General features: G+C 64.7%; 12 protein-coding genes. 4 read left to right on the forward strand and 8 right to left on the reverse strand.

From position 1 onward, the window contains the following. The first annotated feature begins 84 nt into the window (after positions 1-84). Together ACFVTG_RS17995 and ACFVTG_RS18000 are read left to right on the forward strand one after the other, a co-directional pair. Positions 85-1404, forward strand: coding sequence for a glycosyltransferase (locus ACFVTG_RS17995; RefSeq protein WP_390282236.1), 1320 nt, complete (start codon positions 85-87; stop codon positions 1402-1404). Positions 1405-1451: 47 nt separating this feature from the next. After that, positions 1452-3515: a glycosyltransferase family 39 protein gene (locus tag ACFVTG_RS18000; RefSeq protein WP_390282237.1), complete on the forward strand. Its 2064-nt coding sequence runs from the start codon at positions 1452-1454 to the stop codon at positions 3513-3515. A 144-nt stretch (positions 3516-3659) separates the two neighbouring features. Here the strand turns inward: ACFVTG_RS18000 and ACFVTG_RS18005 are convergent, their stop codons facing one another. From ACFVTG_RS18005 to ACFVTG_RS18025, 5 genes are all read right to left on the reverse strand, one after another. Then, positions 3660-4487, reverse strand: coding sequence for an amino acid ABC transporter ATP-binding protein (locus tag ACFVTG_RS18005; protein WP_390282239.1), 828 nt, complete (start codon positions 4485-4487; stop codon positions 3660-3662). Further along, positions 4474-5139 carry an amino acid ABC transporter permease gene (locus ACFVTG_RS18010; protein WP_284752407.1) on the reverse strand — a complete coding sequence of 222 codons (666 nt, stop codon included), beginning with the start codon at positions 5137-5139 and terminating at the stop codon, positions 4474-4476. Before ACFVTG_RS18010 ends, ACFVTG_RS18005 begins: the two co-directional genes overlap by 14 nt. Before the next feature lie 15 nt (positions 5140-5154). Next, positions 5155-5973, reverse strand: a complete 819-nt coding sequence (locus tag ACFVTG_RS18015; protein ID WP_390282241.1) for an amino acid ABC transporter substrate-binding protein — start codon at positions 5971-5973, stop codon at positions 5155-5157. Positions 5974-6219: 246 nt separating this feature from the next. Continuing rightward, entirely contained in the window at positions 6220-6927 is a 708-nt protein-coding gene (locus ACFVTG_RS18020) for a hypothetical protein (RefSeq protein ID WP_390282242.1), read from the reverse strand. Further along, a complete protein-coding gene (locus ACFVTG_RS18025) occupies positions 6924-7649 on the reverse strand; it encodes a hypothetical protein (RefSeq protein WP_390282243.1) in 726 nt (241 codons plus the stop codon). The genes ACFVTG_RS18020 and ACFVTG_RS18025 overlap by 4 nt, the downstream gene beginning before the upstream one ends. 273 nt (positions 7650-7922) lie before the next feature. Between ACFVTG_RS18025 and ACFVTG_RS18030 the strand changes: the two genes are divergently transcribed. Next, positions 7923-9593 (forward strand): ABC-F family ATP-binding cassette domain-containing protein, encoded by a 1671-nt coding sequence (locus ACFVTG_RS18030; protein WP_390282244.1) that lies wholly within the window; start codon positions 7923-7925, stop codon positions 9591-9593. Beyond that, positions 9590-11503: an ABC transporter ATP-binding protein gene (locus tag ACFVTG_RS18035; RefSeq protein WP_284752412.1), complete on the forward strand. Its 1914-nt coding sequence runs from the start codon at positions 9590-9592 to the stop codon at positions 11501-11503. The genes ACFVTG_RS18030 and ACFVTG_RS18035 overlap by 4 nt, the downstream gene beginning before the upstream one ends. Before the next feature lie 16 nt (positions 11504-11519). On the opposite strand, the gene ACFVTG_RS18040 is transcribed toward ACFVTG_RS18035, so the two are convergent. The 3 genes from ACFVTG_RS18040 to ACFVTG_RS18050 are packed head-to-tail and all read right to left on the reverse strand — an operon-like array spanning position 11520 to position 17772. Further along, positions 11520-12452: a diguanylate cyclase gene (locus ACFVTG_RS18040; RefSeq protein WP_284752413.1), complete on the reverse strand. Its 933-nt coding sequence runs from the start codon at positions 12450-12452 to the stop codon at positions 11520-11522. Then, positions 12449-15754, reverse strand: coding sequence for a response regulator (locus ACFVTG_RS18045; protein WP_390282245.1), 3306 nt, complete (start codon positions 15752-15754; stop codon positions 12449-12451). Before ACFVTG_RS18045 ends, ACFVTG_RS18040 begins: the two co-directional genes overlap by 4 nt. Beyond that, positions 15751-17772 (reverse strand): glycosyltransferase family 2 protein, encoded by a 2022-nt coding sequence (locus tag ACFVTG_RS18050; RefSeq protein WP_390282246.1) that lies wholly within the window; start codon positions 17770-17772, stop codon positions 15751-15753. Before ACFVTG_RS18050 ends, ACFVTG_RS18045 begins: the two co-directional genes overlap by 4 nt. Between the last annotated feature and the right edge of the window lie 59 nt (positions 17773-17831).

Consider the following 17831-nt stretch of genomic DNA (forward strand, 5'->3'; position numbering starts at 1 on the left):
AGCCGGGTGGCGTCCGATCCTGTTTACGGCGGACGCACAGGCTCCGTCAGGGAAGCCCTCACCTTCGTTGCATACCTTGGGACTATGTCCAATGCGATGACGACCCACTCCGGGCCGCTGCCTGCCGGACAACCGGGGCGGCAGCAGCCTGGGGGACCAAGGCAAGCGGCCGAGTCCGGCGCCGGCCACATCCCTGCCATCCGGCCCGAACGGGCGCCGATCAGCACGTCCGACGGCAGCGTGATTCTTGACGTCGCGATACCGGTGTACAACGAAGAAGAGGCCCTCGAACCGGCGGTCCGTCGCCTGCATTCCTACCTCAAAGGCAGTTTCCCGCACCTGTTCACCATTACGATCGCGGACAACGCCAGCACAGATTCGACCCTCGAGATTGCACGTAAGCTCAGCAGCGAACTCAGTGAAGTGCGCGTCGAGCACCTCGACCGGAAGGGGCGCGGGCGAGCGCTTCGCACCGTGTGGCTCGCGTCCGAGGCGGCAGTGGTGGCATACATGGATGTCGATTTGTCCACGGATCTGGCTGCCCTCGGACCGCTCATTGCCCCGCTCTTGTCAGGGCATTCGGATTTGGCGGTCGGAACACGCCTGAACCGCAACTCACGCGTGATTAGAGGGGCCAAGCGGGAGTTCATCTCCCGGAGTTACAACCTCATCCTCCGCGGCTCACTAGGCGCCCGCTTCTCAGACGCCCAGTGCGGCTTCAAAGCGATCCGTTCCGACATTGCGCGTGCACTCCTGCCGTGCACCGTCGACGACGCCTGGTTTTTCGACACCGAGCTGCTCGTCATCGCCGACCGCGCCGGCCTGAGGGTGGCCGAGGTGCCGGTGGACTGGGTTGACGACCCGGACTCGTCGGTTGACATACTGCGCACTTCCATCGATGACTTGAAAGGGATCGCGCGGATCGGGCGGGACATGATGACCGGGCGCATCCCTGTCGCCGAGCTGCGCAGCGCCCTCGGCCGCAAGGCTCCGGACAAAAGCAACGGCGCACTCCTCGGGCAAATGCTCCGATTTGGCGTCGTCGGTGTCGTCTCGACATTGGCCTATCTCGCCCTGTTTGTCTTCATGCGCACGATCGCCGATGCCCAGACCGCCAATTTCGTGGCAATGCTTGTCACCGCGGTTGCCAACACGGCGGCAAACCGGCGGTTGACCTTCGGGGTCTCCGGAACCACGGGCGCCGTGCGGCATCAGTTCCAGGGCCTCGTGGTCTTCGCCCTCGGCCTGGCGTTGACCTCGGGGGTACTCTTCTGGCTGGCCTCCGGAGGTGAACCCTCCAGAGGGGTCGAAATAGCGGGCGTCGTCGGTGCCAACCTCCTGGCAACCCTGCTGAAGTTCATCCTGTTCAGGGTCTGGGTCTTCAAACAACCGCGATTGCCCTAGTCGTGCCGCGGGGCCCACAAACGCTCCATGATCAAGTGAAAGACACAATGAGCTCCAAATCCATCACAGTCAGCCCTACGGACCGGGACCGGAACGCAGCCACTTCCCGAGAGGCCGTTTTTGCCAAACGGTGGGAGCGCCTGGCATTCGGCGAGAAGCAAGCGCGATGGGTCCGGCCCTCGGCTGCGGCACTCCTCCTGGTAGCTGCGCTTGTCTACTTGTGGAATCTGACGAACTCCGGCTACGCCAATTCCTTCTACGCGGCGGCCATCCAGTCGGGGACAAAGAACTGGACAGCGTTGCTCTTCGCATCCCTGGACCCATCGAACGCCATCACGGTCGATAAGCCGCCCGCAGCGTTCTGGATACCCGCCCTGCTGGGACGCGTCTTCGGATTCAGTTCCTTCACCATGCTGCTGCCCGAAGCCGCCATGGGAATCGCTTCCGTCGGGATGCTCTACTTGGCCGTTAAGCGGGCGGCGGGACCGGCCGCAGGCCTTGTTGCAGGAGCCGCGCTTGCCGCGACGCCGGTAGCCGCACTCATGTTCCGTTTCAACAACCCCGACGCCATGATGGTCTTCTGCCTTATGGTGGCCGCCTGGATGACCGTGACCGCCACCCAGAAGGCCAGCCCTGCCTTGCTTTTCTGGGCCGGCACATTCATTGGCTTGGCCTTTCTGAGCAAAATGCTCGAAGGGTTCATGACCATCCCGGCGCTCGGACTTGCCTACCTATTGGCCGCCCCGGTTCCCCTCAAGAAGAGGCTTCTGCACTTGCTCGGCGCCGCAGGAGGCATCACGCTGGTCACTGGCGCGTACGCACTTGTTTTCCAGCTCACGCCGGTATCCGTGCGGCCCTACATGGCGGGGTCGCAGCGAAATTCCCTGTGGGAACTCGTGTTCGGCTATAACGGGCTCAGCCGAATCGTGGGACGGGGCAACGGGATCCCCGGGGGTGCGGCACCGGACTTCGCCCGTTATCCCGGTGGCATCGGCGCGGAGCCCGGAGGCGCCGTACCCGGCGGAGGCGGATTTTCCTTTGGTGGCCCTCCCGGCATCCTCCGCCTGTTCGGCGGCGAGTTCAGCGCGGAAGTGGCGTGGTTACTGCCCACCGCGTTGCTCCTCCTTGCGGCAGGATTATGGTTCACGCGCAGGGCGGCGAGAACCGACGCAATCCGCGCTTCCTTGGTCTTGTGGGGCACGTGGCTGGTCATCACCGCCGCCGTCTTTTCCTTCATGAGTGGCACCATCCATGCGTACTACACGGTTGAGCTTGCCCCTGCCGTAGCCGCGGTGATCGGCATCGTTGGGGTCCAACTCTGGAAACACCGGTCCCAGCCTGCGTCCCGGGCCGTGCTCGCGTCGGCGGTCCTGCTTACGTCGATCTGGTCTTTCGTTCTGCTGTCCAGCGACCCGGGGTGGCTCCCGTGGCTCCGTTGGACGGTTCTCGCTGCGGGCGTCTTGAGCGCCGTCCTGATCGCGGCTGGTCCGGTCCGACTTGGGAGGGCCGGTGTGGCGGTGGCGATTCTGGCGCTCCTGTCAGCTGGCCTTGGCACGGGTGCGTGGACCGTAGCTACTGCGGCGACGGGCCACACGGGAGGATCGCCATCCGCCGGACCGGACTCAGGGACGAACAATCAGGCGATGGGGCTGGCCGGCATCACCAGCCCGGCCGGTGCAGCCTCGCGCGGTGGGGCATTCGGCCGCTTCCGTGGTTCAGGTCCCGCCAACGCCCAGGCCGCGGCAGGGGGATTCACCGAGCCCCTCGGAAATTCCGCCGTGAATACCCTTCTGCAGACGACGAAGACGAAGTGGTCTGCCGCCACGGTCGGGGCGAACAGTGCAGCCGCCCTTGAGCTTGGTTCCAATACTTCGGTGATGGCCATTGGCGGATTCAGTGGTTCTGATCCGTTTCCGACCCTGGACCAGTTCAAGCAAATGGTTGCCACGGGACAAATTTCCTATTTCGTCCCGGGCAGTCCCTTTGGGGGTCCGGGTGGCCTGGGACGGGCAGGCGGGAACGGCACGTCGTCGGCCATCACCCAGTGGGTCGAAGCAACGTTCCCGTCCACAACGGTCGGTAGCAGCACCGTCTACCATCTGCACCAATGAGCGGGCAGCCCCACCCAACTGGCTCGCAGTTGTTGTCGTTTAGGAGGCCCAAAACGACAACAAATGCGTGGGCCCACGCCGCCAGGGTTCCCTGGCCAAGCTTGCGAGGCGAGGGTGGCGGTGGGGACTAGTTGGGAGGGAGGGTCAGACGTCGTGCTGGAGGCGCTTGACGAATTGCTTGGTACGTTCCTCCCGCGGCTCCCGCAAGACCTCCGCGGCGGGACCGCGTTCCACCACCACGCCGCCGTCCATGAAGATGACTTCATCGGCAACCTGGCGGGCGAAGGCGAGCTCATGAGTCACGATCACCATGGTCCACCCCTCGTCGGCGAGTTCCTTGATGACACCGAGCACTTCACCCACGAGCTCCGGGTCCAGGGCTGAGGTGGGCTCGTCGAAGAGCAGAAGTTGTGGCTTCAGGGCCAATGCGCGCACGATTCCCACGCGTTGTTGCTGACCGCCTGACAACTCGAAGGGGTAGGCGTCCCGCTTGTCTGCGAGGCCTACCCGGGCCAGGAGCCGCTCGGCCTCTGCCACGACTTCCGCCCGGGGACGCTTCTGGACCTGGAGCGGTCCCTCGATGATGTTCTTGAGCACCGTCATATGCGGGAACAGGTTGTAGTGCTGGAACACCATGGCGCTACGGTCCCGGAGGGCGGCGATCTCCCGCTTCCCGACGGTGCCGGCGAAATCGAGGTTCAGTCCCGCGCCGGACCCCCGGACCGTACCGGCGTCGGCGTCCCCGAAGGTGACCGTGCCGGCGTCGGGCACTTCGAGGCCGTTGAGCGAGCGCAGGACCGTCGTCTTGCCCGAACCGGACGGCCCGATCAAGGCGACCACCTGCCCGCGGCGGACATCGATGTCGATTCCGCGCAGCACCTTGTTGCTGCCGAAAGCTTTGGCGAGGTCCCGGGCGGACAGCACCAGCCCGGAGTTCCCTTGGGCGGCGTTGCTGGGCTCAGTGGGCGACATAACGGTCCAATCTGCGCTCCAGGGCGGACTGGCCCGTGGAGAGGACGAGGCAAATGACCCAGTAAACCAAGGCGGACTCGAGGTACAGGATCATGAATTCCTGGCTGAACGCGGCGATCTGCTGGGCGTTGCGGAAAAGCTCGGTGACGAGGATGAGCGAAGCCAGCGAGGTGTCCTTCACGAGGGAAATGAAGGTGTTGGACAGTGGAGGCACCGAGACCCTTGCCGCTTGCGGGAGGATGATCCGCACGAGCGTTTGCGGCCGCGACATTCCGATAGTGTGCCCGGCCTCCCATTGGCCCTTGGGCACGGACAGGATCGCCGCGCGGATGACCTCGGCCGCGTAGCCACCCACATTGAGCGAAAACGCGATGATGGCGCTGGGCCACGGCTCCAGCTTCACGCCGATGCTTGGGAGGCCATAGAAGATCACGAACAACTGCACCAGCAGGGGGGTCCCGCGGATCACCGAGACGTAGAAGCGTGCGATGCCGGAGAGCAAGCTGTTGGGGCTCAAGCGCAAGAGCGCGACGAGGAGCGCCAATGCCAGGCCAAAAGCGAACGAGGCCAAGGTCAGGGGGATGGTGCCCGTGACGGCGCCGCCGATGATTGGCCCGAAGGAACTCCAGACGAGGTCCCAGTTGAAGGTCATCTGTTTGGCCGCCGGCTACTTGGTAACGTCTGCGCCGAAGTACTTCTGGGAGATCTTGGCCAGGGTTCCGTCGGCTCGAAGGTCCGCCAGGGCTTTGTCCACTGCGGCCTTGAGTTCGGTTGATCCCTTGCGGAAGACCATGGCGCTTTGGGTCTTGTCGGTGGTCTCCGCGGCGATCTTCAAACCGGAGTCCGGGGTGCTCTTGGCGTAGTCGAGGTAGGTCAGCTTGTCGTTGACGGTTGCGTCGACGCGGCCTTGGCGGACCAGGGTGGCGGCTTGCGCCCAGCCTTCGACGGACTGGACGTTGGCGCCTGCGTCAACTGCCATCTTGTAGAAGTTGCTGGTCAGTGACTGGGCGGTGGTCTTGCCTTTGAGATCGGCGAAGCTGTTGATGGAGTTGTTGTCGGACTTGGTCACGACGACGCCATTGGAGATAGTGTACGGCGCCGAGAAGTCATACTTGGCTGTGCGCTCAGGGTTGATGGAGATCTGGTTGGCGATCGTGTCGAAGCGCTTGGAATCGAGGCCCGCGAAGATGCCATCGAACTGGGTTTCCTGGAATGTCGCCTTTACTCCGAGCTTGGCGGCCACGGCCTGGGCGATTTCGACGTCGAAGCCCGTCAGTGGACCTGCCCCGTTCTCATGGAAGCTGAAGGGCCGGTAGGTGCCTTCCGTGGCAATAACGATCTCGCCTTTGGACTTGATGGCGGACAGCGAGGTGTCTCCACCCGACGTCGACGACGGCGATGAGCCGCCGCCGCAAGCGGACAGTGCCAGCGCGACGGCGGCAAGGGTTGCGGACAGTGCTGTGCGGCGAGTGGGCAGGCTCTTCATGAAAGCCATCTTAGTCACGGGACCGGACTGGGGTGCTGCGGGCGGTGCCCGAAAGGACGCTTAAAAGGCTGAGTGGGGGCGGTCCCCAACAGCCCGCCACCACTCATCCCCCCAAAAGTGCTTCCGCACGCGCCACGAACCTTGGAAACCCGTTCATTGATTCAAAGGTCAGGCTGCGTCGCCTTCACACATTCATAATTATGGCACGATATAATGGATTTATGAAAGAGGTTACGCGGTATGTTTTTAAATTACCGTGCGGCTAGTCCGCCTGGCAACGGTTTTTGACAGCCAAATGCCTCCCAAGCCAAGCGCAGTGGCCAGAGCGGCAGAGTAATTGATAAGCGGACGCAGCCACGTATTCGATAGCGGGATGAGCGGAAAGACCTGCGAAACCGTCAGCAAAGCAAGGCCCAGGAGCAGTGTCGCAGAGGCGGCCCGGAGCAGAACGGGACCGGAACCTCGAACGGACCGCCAGATGCCCGGGATGAGGCATACGGCAACATAGCCCGGGTAGAACCTGCCCAAGGCCGCATAGAGATCAAGGGCCGGCCCCTGGTCCAGGTCATTCAGGCCGACAGTGGAGTCCCGGGTGTCCATCGAGAAGAAAAAGAAGGCCGTGAGGACCCCGGTTGCTCCCAAAACGGCCAGGCCAACCGGCCCCCGGATGGCACGTTCCCCGCTAGCTGAGCCAAAGGCCCTGGCCACCTTGATGCCCATGAGCAGGAACGTTCCGTAGAGCATGAACCGGAGCAGCAGGTTGCCGAGGTTGAAGTTGCCGAGCCACCCGTCAATCAGCAAGTAGGGTTCCTCGATGCTGAGGAGGATGTCGAGGGAAATCAGTGCGAACAGGACGAACATCATCCGGTTCTCGCCCCGTACGGCGCTGGGAATGCGAATGGCCGTCAAAATGAGCCAAATGGAGAGCGTGGCCCACGCCAACACGGTGGTCATCCCAGGTTCTCCCAGATTCTGTTGGTGTGGTCGAGCTCGTGCTCATGGCGGCGCAGGGCCTTGCCCAGGGCTTGCAGCCGTTCTCCGGCGAGCAGGGCTAGTTCGCCTTCCGTCATCCTGTCCAGGGCGTCCCGCCGCGCTCCGGGGGGCCATCCTGCTTCGGCCTCAGTGACGAGGCCGCTGGCTACGAGGCCTCCGGCCGGTCCGACGCCGGCCGCCCGGGACGTTGCCAAGGCCAGTTCCGGGGGCAGCCGGTTGGCGGTCAGGTGCGCGGAGAAGTTCTGCGGTGCGATCCCGGTGGCGTCGCTCACCCGGTGGCGCAGCTCGCCGTCGTCGATCGCGTCCACCCAGTTCCTGACTGAACTCGCGTGCGGGGTCTCCGCCAGGACCAAGGGCGCGACGCCCTCCCTGGGCTCCTCGCGCTCGACAACTGCACGCAGCAGATCCATGGTGGAGACCTGGCTGACGAGTTCCGCGTCAGTGGGCGGAACCGGAGTCCCGCGAAGCGCCGCGTAGGCCTCGAATTGTGCCAAGGCATCGAAAGGATTCATGTCGAAGGCCCGGCTGATGCTCACGAGCGAACTCTCGGCCACCTTGCCGCGGACCAATTGCTGGGCCAGCGTGGTGCGTTTCACTCCCGAAAAACGGCAGACATCGGCCGTGCTGGTGTTCGGGGCGATCCCGTGCAGCCAGCGTTGGAACGCCTTGGAAGGGAGGGACATGAACCACTTTCTGATGGACGGTGACTGGAAGACGGTTTCTGGCGGACGGTTTCCGCCAGGACTGGCAGGACTGGCAGGTCTGAGAGGTCGATTTTACGATGCGGGCACATTGAATTATGCTTGATTCTCGAACCCGCTGGTCCGCACACCCCCCAAGTACGGACCAGCGGGTTCTTCCATGCCCCGGTCTTTTCGCGGCAGGGTATTCGCACGGCCGCCCTTTCGCGTGGCCGGCCTTTCCGCTCAGGAGCGGAGCAGTGAGAGGATAGACCAATGACTGCAACGCTTGTCGCCAAAGAGCTCTCCGGCGGCCACGGTCACCGCACCTTGTTCTCGAAGCTCTCCCTTACTGTCGCGCCCGGAGATGTTGTGGGCGTCGTTGGTGCCAACGGTGCCGGGAAATCCACCCTGCTGCGCATCCTTGCGGGAGCTGACCGCCCCCAAGAAGGTTCGGTGAGCCTCGCTCCCAGCGACGCTTTTGTCGGCTGGCTGCCCCAGGAACACGAACGCACCCCCGGCGAAACCGTTGCCGCCTACATTGCCCGCCGTACTGGCTGCGCCCAGGCCACAGCCGAGATGGAGGCCGGCGCCGAAGGGCTCGCAGCCGGGACCGCGGAGGCCGACGACGCGTACTCCTTGGCTTTCGACCGCTGGATGGCATCGGGTGCCGCGGACCTCGAGGACCGGATCCCGGCGGTGCTGGCGGAACTTGGCCTGGAATCGGGTCCCGATGCCCTCATGACGGGCCTGTCCGGCGGTCAGGCCGCCCGCGTTGCCTTGGCGGCGCTCTTGCTGAGCCGCTTCGACGTCGTGCTCCTCGACGAACCCACCAATGACCTGGACCTTGACGGGCTCGCCCGGCTTGAATCATTCGTCCAAGGCCTTCGCGGCGGCGCCGTCTTGGTCTCGCATGACCGCGAGTTCCTGGCACGCTGCATCACCAAGGTGCTGGAACTGGACCTGGCCCAGAACAGCGTGGCGGTCTACGACGGCGGTTACGATTCCTTCCTCGAAGAGCGGGCGGTAGCAAAGCGGCACGCCCGCGAACGCTACGAGGAATTCGCCAACACCAAGGCGGATCTCGTGTCCCGGGCCCGGACGCAGCGCGAATGGAGCTCGCAGGGCGTCCGCAACGCCATGAAGAAGAGCCCGGACAACGACAAAATCCGCAGGGCGGCGAGCGTCGAATCCTCGGAAAAGCAGGCCCAGAAAGTCCGGCAGATGGAGTCCCGCATCGCCCGGCTTGACGAGGTGGAAGAGCCACGCAAGGAATGGCAGCTGCAGTTCAGCATCGGCCAGGCTCCGCGCTCGAGCTCCGTCGTCGCAACTTTGCGCGACGTCGTGGCACACCAGGGCGACTTCACGCTGGGGCCCGTCAACCTCCAGCTCAATGCCGGCGAACGCATTGGCATCACGGGACCCAACGGCGCGGGAAAGTCTACGCTCCTGCGGCTGCTGCTCGGGATTCAAGAGCCCGACGCCGGAGACGCCTCAATGGGTGCATCCGTGGCGATCGGTGAGATCGACCAAGCCCGGGGACTGCTGGCCGGGCACCTCGCCCTGGCAGACGCCGTCGAATCCGTCCTGGTCGAGTGGAACTCCGCGGATGTCCGCACCCTGCTGGCCAAGTTCGGCCTCAAAGCGGACCACAGCTCCCGGACCGTGGATTCCTTGTCCCCGGGCGAACGCACCCGCGCGGCGCTCGCGCTGTTGCAGGCCCGCGGGGTCAACCTGCTGGTCCTGGACGAGCCCACCAACCACCTCGACTTGCCGGCGATCGAGCAGCTCGAGGAAGCCCTCGACGGCTACGAAGGCGCGCTCCTGCTGGTCACGCACGACCGCCGCTTGCTCGAAAACGTCCGGCTCGATTCCCGCTGGCATCTTGACAACGGCACCGTGACCGAACTGCACCACACTTCCGGAATGGGGAATCACAAGCCATGAGCATGGATGGCGTCGCCTGGCGCTCGCTCTACAACATCACCCGGGCCAAGAGCGGCTCCCAGCCGTTCTCCCGGGAAACCATCAAGCGCGTGCTTGCGTTCGCGAAACCGCACCGCAACAAGCTGATCGCCTTCGTGCTGGCCTCCATTGCCGGTGCATTCCTTGCCGTGGCCACCCCGGTGCTGGCCGGCAGGGTGGTGAACGCGATCATCGCCCATGCAGGCGTGGACGTCGTGGTAGGGCTGGCCGCGCTCATCGCGGCTGTGGCCGTCGCCGACGCCGGAGTGGGACTGCTGACCCGTTGGCTGTCTTCCGTGATCGGCGAAGGCGTGATCGTTGACCTGCGCACCCGGGTGTTCGACCATGTCCAGCGCATGCCCATCGCCTTCTTCACCCGGACCCGTACCGGAGCCCTCGTCAGCCGGCTCAACAACGACGTCATCGGAGCCCAGTCGGCGTTCGCGGGCACGCTCTCCGGGGTGGTCAGCAACGTCGTGTCCTTGGCACTGACCCTCATTGTCATGCTCAACACGTCCTGGCTCGTCACCGTCCTCGCGATGGTGCTACTGCCGATCTTCCTCATCCCCGCACGCCGCATGGGCTCCAAGCTTGCCGACCTCCGTCGCGAAGCCGCGTCCCACAACGCGGCCATGGGAACCCAAATGACGGAGCGGTTCTCCGCCCCCGGCGCCACGCTCGTCAAACTGTTCGGCCGCCCGGACGAAGAGTCCGCCGAGTTCGCCCTGCGCGCCGGCCGTGTGCGGGACATCGGTGTCCGCACCGCGATGCTGCAGTTCACGTTCATCACCGCACTGACCCTCGTTTCCGCCTTGGCCCTCGCCCTCGTTTACGGACTGGGCGGTTGGCTTGCGCTGAGCGGGCAGCTGGCGGCGGGCGACGTCGTCGTGCTGGCGCTGCTGCTCACCCGTCTCTATGCGCCGCTCACCGCACTGTCGAGTGCCCATGTTGAGGTCATGAGCGCGTTGGTCAGCTTCGAGCGGGTGTTCGAGATCCTGGATCTCAAGCCGCTCATCCAGGAGAAGCCCGACGCCGTCGCGGTGCCCTCGGGACCCGTTGCAGTGGAGTTCGACGACGTCCGTTTCGCCTATCCGTCCGCGGACAAAGTCTCCCTTGCGTCGCTGGAGGAAGTGGCGACGCTTGATACCCGCGGCGGCGAGGAGGTCCTGCACGGGATCAGCTTCCGCGTGGAGCCCGGGCAAACCGTGGCGCTCGTCGGGTCCTCCGGCGCGGGCAAGTCCACTGTGGCCCAGTTGCTGTCACGCCTGTACGACGTCGACTCCGGCGCCGTGCGCTTGGGCGGGCACGGGCGAGGTACCGGCTTGGATATCCGGGACGCAACGTTCGATTCCCTCCGGGCGACCCTGGGCATGGTCACGCAGGACGGCCACCTCTTCCATGAAAGCATTGCCTCCAACTTGCGCTTGGCCCGGCCCGGCGCGACGGACGAGGAAATGTGGGACGTGCTCCGGCGCGCCCGGCTCGAAGCCATGGTCCGCTCCTTGCCGGATGGACTGGAAACCGTAGTGGGGGAGCGCGGCTACCGCCTTTCCGGCGGGGAACGCCAGCGGCTCACCATCGCACGCCTCCTCATCGCCCAACCGAGGGTCGTCATCCTGGACGAAGCCACGGCTGCCTTGGATTCCACCAGCGAAGCCGCGGTCCAGGCGGCCTTGGGCGAGGCACTCGAGGGACGCACCGCCGTCGTGATTGCCCACCGGCTCTCCACCATCCGGGCCGCCGACGTCATCCTGGTGGTGGAAGACGGATCGATCGTTGAGCGCGGCACACACGCAGAGCTCCTCGCCGCGGACGGTCGCTACGCCGAGCTGTACAACACGCAGTTCGCCGAGGCGACGGCGGTGGCCCAGGAAGCTGTTCCGGAACTGTAGACGCGGTGCCGGGCTCTTAGCTCCGGGTGTGTTGACGGACTTCCGGCGCGACTTCCACGCGGTTCCGGCCGGCGGACTTGGCGGCGTACAACGCCATATCGGCCTCTTTGAGGAGCCGTTCGCTGCTGACTCGGTGGTCGGGCACAAAGGCCGAGAGACCAGCGCTCAAGGTCAGGGTGCCCGAGGGGTTTCCCGAGTGTGCAATGCCCAGGTCCCGCACGGCCTCCAGCGCGCGTGCCAGCCTTGTCTCTGCGCCGGATACCGTCTGGCCGGGCAGCAGGAAGAGGAATTCCTCCCCGCCGAAGCGGTAGATTCCGTCGCTTTCGCGCCCTTGGCCGGCAAGGGTGGCCGCAACCGACTGCAAGGCGAGATCACCGGCCTGGTGGCCATAAAGATCGTTGTATCGCTTGAAGTTGTCCACGTCGCAGATCGCCAGGCTGTAATCCGTCCCGTATCGGGCGCATCTCTGGTGCAACTGTTCCAGGTCCTCCGAGAGCTTCAGCCGGTTGTGGAGTTTCGTCAGGGGATCGGTGCGCGCTTGCTCCGCGAGGGCGGCACGGTAGCGGGCAAGATCCGTATGCAGCGAAGTCACCCTCTGCGCCACCAGCAGCCGGGTATGCAAGGCGAAAGGGTCAAGGGGCTTGGCCACGTAGTCATCGGCACCGGCCTGCATGCCCGCGACGACGTCCTCGCGTGAATCCTTCGAGGTGACAAGGACAAGGTATGTGTATGAATCCTCTTCCGAGCTGCGGATGGCGCGGCAGAGCTCCAGCCCGTTGAGCCCCGGCATCATCAGGTCGGTCACGACAACTTGCGGCCGGTGTTGCCTGTACAGCTCCCAAGCGGAGCTGCCATCCGCGGCCACGATGCATTCGTGGCCGGACTGCTCCACTGCCGCTTTCGCCACCAGACGCGAACCGAAGTCGTCGTCCGCCACCAGGACCTTCACGAGGTCACCGACAGGGCATGGTCCAACGCTTTGTCAACGAGGGCAAGTTCCGTTTCAAGGCCGGCCAGGAGCGCGGGATCGACCGGCTTGCCGTTTGATGAGCTGCGTTCCAATTCCTCGCACATCCGGGCCGCGCGGGCTGCTCCGATGTTGGCTGCGGCGCCTTTCAATTTGTGGGCCACTTGCCTGAAAGCATCTCCGCTTCCGGCGTCCAAAGCCTGGCGGAGCGCTTGCAGGCTCGGTTGGATGTCTTGCCTGAAGGCTTGGGCCGCGGCAGGCAGCAACCCCAGTCCGTCTGCCGGGCCGAGGTCACGCAACGTTTCGAGCCTCGCGGGGTCGAGGGCACTTTCCTTCGATGTTTCGGGTATCCATCGCGAGAGAACCCGCTCCAAATTGCCCGCGTCCACCGGTTTGGTCAAATAGTCGTCCATGCCTGCCGCAAGGCAGCGCTCACGGTCCTCATCCAGGGCGCCTGCGGTCATGGCAATGACGGGGAGCCTCCTGCGGCCATCGTCCCGTGCCCGGATGGCCTTGGTGGCCTCGAATCCGTCCATGACGGGCATATGGCAGTCCATCAGGACCGCGGCATACTCTGTGGCAGCAGTAGCGGCAACGGCTTCGCTGCCGTCGGCTACGACGTCGGCCTCATACCCGAGCTTCGCGACCATGCTGCGGGCCACGAGCTGGTTGACCTCGTTGTCCTCGACGACCAAAATCAGGCCGCGCGAAGGCTGGCTGATGGTCACGGGGATTGCTGGAGAAACCGCGGGAGCCGGGAGCGGCCGGGCCGCCACAAGACGCATGAGGCGGTCGTAGAACTCGGAGCTACGCACGGGCTTCGTCAGCCACTCCTGGACCCCGGCGGCCACGAGTTCGGCTTTGTCCACATTCATGGTGGAGGTCAGCATGATGATCCGCGTGGAGTCCAGTGCGACGTCGGTGCTCAATTTGTGGGCCAGCTCCAACCCGTTCATGTCCGGCATGCACATGTCGAGCACCGCAATGTCGAAGGGACGTCCGGCGGCGGCCTCTTCGCGGCAACGGTCCAAGCCCTTTTGGGCGTCGCCGACAGCCTCCGGATTCATCCGCCAGCCCGCCAATTGTGCTTGGAGCACCAGCCGGTTGGTCGAGTTGTCATCCACCACGAGGACCCGGAGTCCCGTGAGTTGGTCGGGCGAGATCGACGGCGGAGCGGCCGCGGCTCCGCTCACGGCCAAGGGAAGGGTGGCCCAGAAGGTGCTGCCGTTGCCCAAGGAGCTGTCCACCCCGATCTCGCCGCCCATCACCTCGGTAAGCCTCCGCGAGATCGCCAGCCCAAGTCCGGTTCCGCCGTACCGCCGGGTGGTTGAGGCGTCGGCTTGCGAGAACGACTCGAAGAGCCTGAGATGGTCTGCCTCCTCGATCCCGATTCCGGTGTCACGGACTTCGAAACGTACCCGCACGTTCGCGGATTCTTGTTCCACGACCTTCACGCTGATGACGACTTCCCCCGAGGGAGTGAACTTCACGGCGTTTGAGGCCAAATTGAGCAGGATCTGCCTGATGCGGCCAGCATCGCCCACCAGCATCGCCGGAACCTCCGGCCGGCAGTACGCAATCAGCTCCAGGCCTTTGGCCTGTGCTGCTTCGGCAAGGAGGACTGCGAGTTCTTCCACGAGGGTGCGTGGATTGAAGGGCGCAGGGTCCAGATCGACTTTTCCGGCTTCGAGTTTCGAGAAGTCCAGAATGTCGTTGATCAGGGTCAGCAAGGCTTCGCCCGCACCCTTGACGCCCTCGGCATATTGGCGCTGGGTTTCCTCCAAAGGGGTGTCCAGCAACAGGCCGGTCAGCCCGATCACACCGTTCATCGGTGTGCGGATCTCATGGCTCATCGTCGCGAGGAACTCCGACTTCAAGCGGCTGGCCTCCTCGGCGGCTTCCCGGGCGGTCACCAACTCGGCCTGGGCGATCCTGCGTTCAGTGATGTCCTGGGCTATCGTGGCGACTCCGCGGATGCCGCCGGTGCCGCGGATCGGGGACATTGTCAATGAGACCGGAACGATGGAACCGTCGATGCGGACCCGGGTTGTTTCGTGGCTGTGGGTTTCTCCGCCGGCCCGGATGGCCGCCATGAGATCTCTTTCCTCGTCCTGAAGATCTTCCGGAATGATGAAGGAAACATCCCTGCCGATTGCCTCCGCGGCGCTGTAGCCGTAGATCCGTTCGGCGCCGGGATTCCAGCTGGTGATGACACCGTCGAGGGTCTTGCCCACAATTGCGTCCGCGGAGGAGTTCACGATCGCGCCGAGGCCTTCGAGCTCCGCAGTGCGCTCGGCAACCTTGGATTCGAGATCCCGTGTCAGGTTGATGTTCTCCAGGATCATGAGGATCTGGCGCGTGACGGCGAGGGCCAACACGGTGAGTCCGACGGTCTGGAGGAAGGGGTCGCTGGGCCGCCCGGTCCGTATGGGCGCCACCATGACGGCTCCGAAGACGGGGACGTAGGGGAGGAGTTCCAACGCCAGGGTGTAGAGGCGCCCGTCCGTCCGGGGACGCGGGGCGTAGGGGACCAGTGGGGCGAGGGCGATCAGCAGGAAGGCAACGATCCAGCCGGTGGCCAGCGGAGTTCCGGTGAGCCCCGTGACGCCGTCGGACGTCAGCTTCACATAGGTGCTGTCGGTGAACGCCAGGATGAGGAGTCCGCCGCCCAGGCAGACCCATCTGAGGCGCTCCCCGGGTGACCTGCGCATGGTGAGCATGAGGACGATGGAGACCATCACGATATCGGCAATCGGATAGGCAAGGCCCGTGAGATGGACGAGGAGGTCCTGCCCCTCGGCCTTGTACATGGATCCGAGCACGGTGGCCCAGCTCATGAACAGCACGGCGGCTGCGATCACTGCCGCGTCCAGGAGTCCGCGCACGAAAGCGACCCGGGAAACGCGTGGCCGGGGGAACAAGTAGAGGGCGATCCCGGCCGGGATCGAATAGCCCACGAATGCGGCGTCGGCTATGGAGGGGTAGGGATAGTCATGGTCGAGCGTCAGCCCGTAGAAGGTCCAGATGGATTGGCCGGTTGTCCAGACCATCGTTGCCAGGGCCATGACCCACCACGCGCGGGAGCTTTCGTCTTTGCGCCGTGCAGCCCGGGCACAACTGACTGTGGCGAGCAGCGCGGCCGCCAGGATGGCGAGATCCCCGGCGGACTGCGCCGCGGACGTCCCCTGGTTTGCTCCCAGGACGATCGCCAGGACAGCGACCGCCGCACCGGCGGCGATGACTGTCCAGGCCAGGTTGGGCTTCGGCAGGCTGCGGCCGCTCATGCCGACTCCCGGGTTGCGACGGCAGGGACGCCGGGGGGAAAGCCGGGAAGAACATCATCGGGGGTGTGGAACAGCCAGAGTGAGAGCCTGCGATACGCTTCCCAGTCCTGGTCACGAACCCGGAGCGAAGCGGTGTGCTCTCCCTTCGAACTTGACCAGATCCGGACTACATCTAGGGGAATCTGTGCGGCTCCCGGGAGTTCCAAAAGGACACGGCCGGATTCCGGCAACGCATCGGCCCCGACCCGGACTGCGGCGCCCCCCATGGAGATGTCCAGCAGTTGGCCAGGGGTCCCGGCAACCGTGACGGGCACCTTGATGGGAACCCGGTGGGCGCTCCTGCGCGAGGTGGCGAATTCAGAGGCTCGGATCCGGAGTGTCCCCAGCACCAGGACAACCCCTGCCAGTACCAACCAGACGCCGGCGGCAATGGTGGAGCCCGGGCTCGTCCGCCAAGGCACCCAGCCGAGGACCCCGGCGCTCGCATAGAGAATTATCGCGGCCACGATGACGATCAGCACAATGAGGATCCGCGGGGCCCTTCCGCGGAGTCGGAGTTCCGCAGCGCCTTTCGGTGTCACTTGGAACTCCAAGGACTTCCGGGAAACGAGCCACCACAGGCAAGCCATGCCGACGGGAACCCGGAAAATCCGCAGGGCGAACGCCGTCGGCCAGTGGATCTGGTGGCGCATGAGTCTCTTGGCGCCCCACAAACGGACCCAGAACATGGCTGCGAACGCAAGGGTGAACTCCACGGGCCCGGCGGTGGAGGTCTGCGCGCCGGAAACCATGACCGCCATGGGGATGATGAAGGCAATCAACGTGGCAATGCCCTCCAGCCACCATAAGGTTCCGTTGATGTATTCGTGGAAGTTCCGCCAGGTCATCCAGGTCTTGGCGGCCCAGAGGCGCTCGTACGTCAGGATCTGCATCGCGCCCATGCCCCAACGCCGGCGCTGCAGCAGGTATTGATCGGCTGTCGCCGGGGCCAGGCCCACTGCCAGGGTCTGGTGGTGGTAGACGGTCTTCCACCCGAGCCGGATGAGTTTGAGGGTCGTATGCATGTCCTCGGTGATGGTCTCGGTGGCAACACCACCTACTTCGCGAAGCGCTTTGACCCGGAGCAGGGAGGTCGATCCGCACCAGAACGGGCCTGCGCCAGGAACGTTGCGCGACGGCATGAGGACGTTGAAGAACAACCCCTGCTCCCCGGAGATTCCGTCGTCGTCGAAGGCTCCGGAGTTGTAGAACGCTTGCGGCCCCTGGATGAGGGCGACTTCCTCGTCGGCGAACCACCCCAGGGTGGCCGTCAGGAACGTCGGCAGCGGTACGTGGTCGCAGTCCAGCACGGCAATGATGCCTATTGCATCCTTCCCGGCCGCTTCCTCCGCGGCCATCAGCTCCAGTGCGTGGTTCATGTTGCCCGCCTTGGCATGGTCATGCTCCGCGCGGGTGACAACCCTCGCGCCGAAAGCCGCACACATCTCGGCAACCCACGGGCGGTCCCCGTCATCCAGCACCCATGTCTCGTGGCTCGGCTGAAGCGCGCAGGCCGCGGCGATGGTGGGCGCAAGGACTTCGACAGGTTCGTTGTACGTGGGGATCAGCACTGCGACCCTCATGCCATTGGGAGGTTCGGCAACCGGCTCCGGCGCATAACAGTCGATGTTCCACAGCGTGATGGACTTCAGGACCAGGCCTATCAGCGGAAGGGCCTCAAACGTCACCAGCGTCCACGCGACGACGAGATCCCCGCCCCCAAGAGGCATGGTAAATGCGATCCGCCACGTCAAATAGACGACCAACGCCGCGATCGCAGCTATCCCACCGGTCCTGGCCATCCTGCGGGAACGCGGAGCCTCGGGAGCGGGAGAACCCAGTTGTGCCGCCCAGCCGGCCATTCCCGCGGTCGAGTACGCCTTGACCTCGGCAGGAGTGTCACGGAACTGTGTCCGTGCTCCGTCGGTTACTGCCCCGACGTCTCCCCAGGCGCGTCGGCGCTGTTCAAGAGATTGCATGCGATCCCCCAGCTGGATCTGACGATGCAGATGTGAATTAAGTTAAATCAAACTTTGCC

It is taken from the genome of Arthrobacter sp. NPDC058127 (genome assembly GCF_042884555.1).
Taxonomy (GTDB): Bacteria; Actinomycetota; Actinomycetes; order Actinomycetales; family Micrococcaceae; genus Arthrobacter.

Coding starts and splice junctions, on each gene's coding strand:
- ACFVTG_RS18050 (WP_390282246.1), bottom strand. CDS start 17,772: ATGCAATCTCTTGAACAGCGCCGACGCGCCTGGGGAGACGTCGGGGCA.
- ACFVTG_RS18030 (WP_390282244.1), top strand. CDS start 7,923: ATGACTGCAACGCTTGTCGCCAAAGAGCTCTCCGGCGGCCACGGTCAC.
- ACFVTG_RS18045 (WP_390282245.1), bottom strand. CDS start 15,754: ATGAGCGGCCGCAGCCTGCCGAAGCCCAACCTGGCCTGGACAGTCATC.
- ACFVTG_RS18000 (WP_390282237.1), top strand. CDS start 1,452: ATGAGCTCCAAATCCATCACAGTCAGCCCTACGGACCGGGACCGGAAC.
- ACFVTG_RS17995 (WP_390282236.1), top strand. CDS start 85: ATGTCCAATGCGATGACGACCCACTCCGGGCCGCTGCCTGCCGGACAA.
- ACFVTG_RS18015 (WP_390282241.1), bottom strand. CDS start 5,973: ATGAAGAGCCTGCCCACTCGCCGCACAGCACTGTCCGCAACCCTTGCC.
- ACFVTG_RS18010 (WP_284752407.1), bottom strand. CDS start 5,139: ATGACCTTCAACTGGGACCTCGTCTGGAGTTCCTTCGGGCCAATCATC.
- ACFVTG_RS18035 (WP_284752412.1), top strand. CDS start 9,590: ATGAGCATGGATGGCGTCGCCTGGCGCTCGCTCTACAACATCACCCGG.
- ACFVTG_RS18025 (WP_390282243.1), bottom strand. CDS start 7,649: ATGTCCCTCCCTTCCAAGGCGTTCCAACGCTGGCTGCACGGGATCGCC.
- ACFVTG_RS18005 (WP_390282239.1), bottom strand. CDS start 4,487: ATGTCGCCCACTGAGCCCAGCAACGCCGCCCAAGGGAACTCCGGGCTG.
- ACFVTG_RS18020 (WP_390282242.1), bottom strand. CDS start 6,927: ATGACCACCGTGTTGGCGTGGGCCACGCTCTCCATTTGGCTCATTTTG.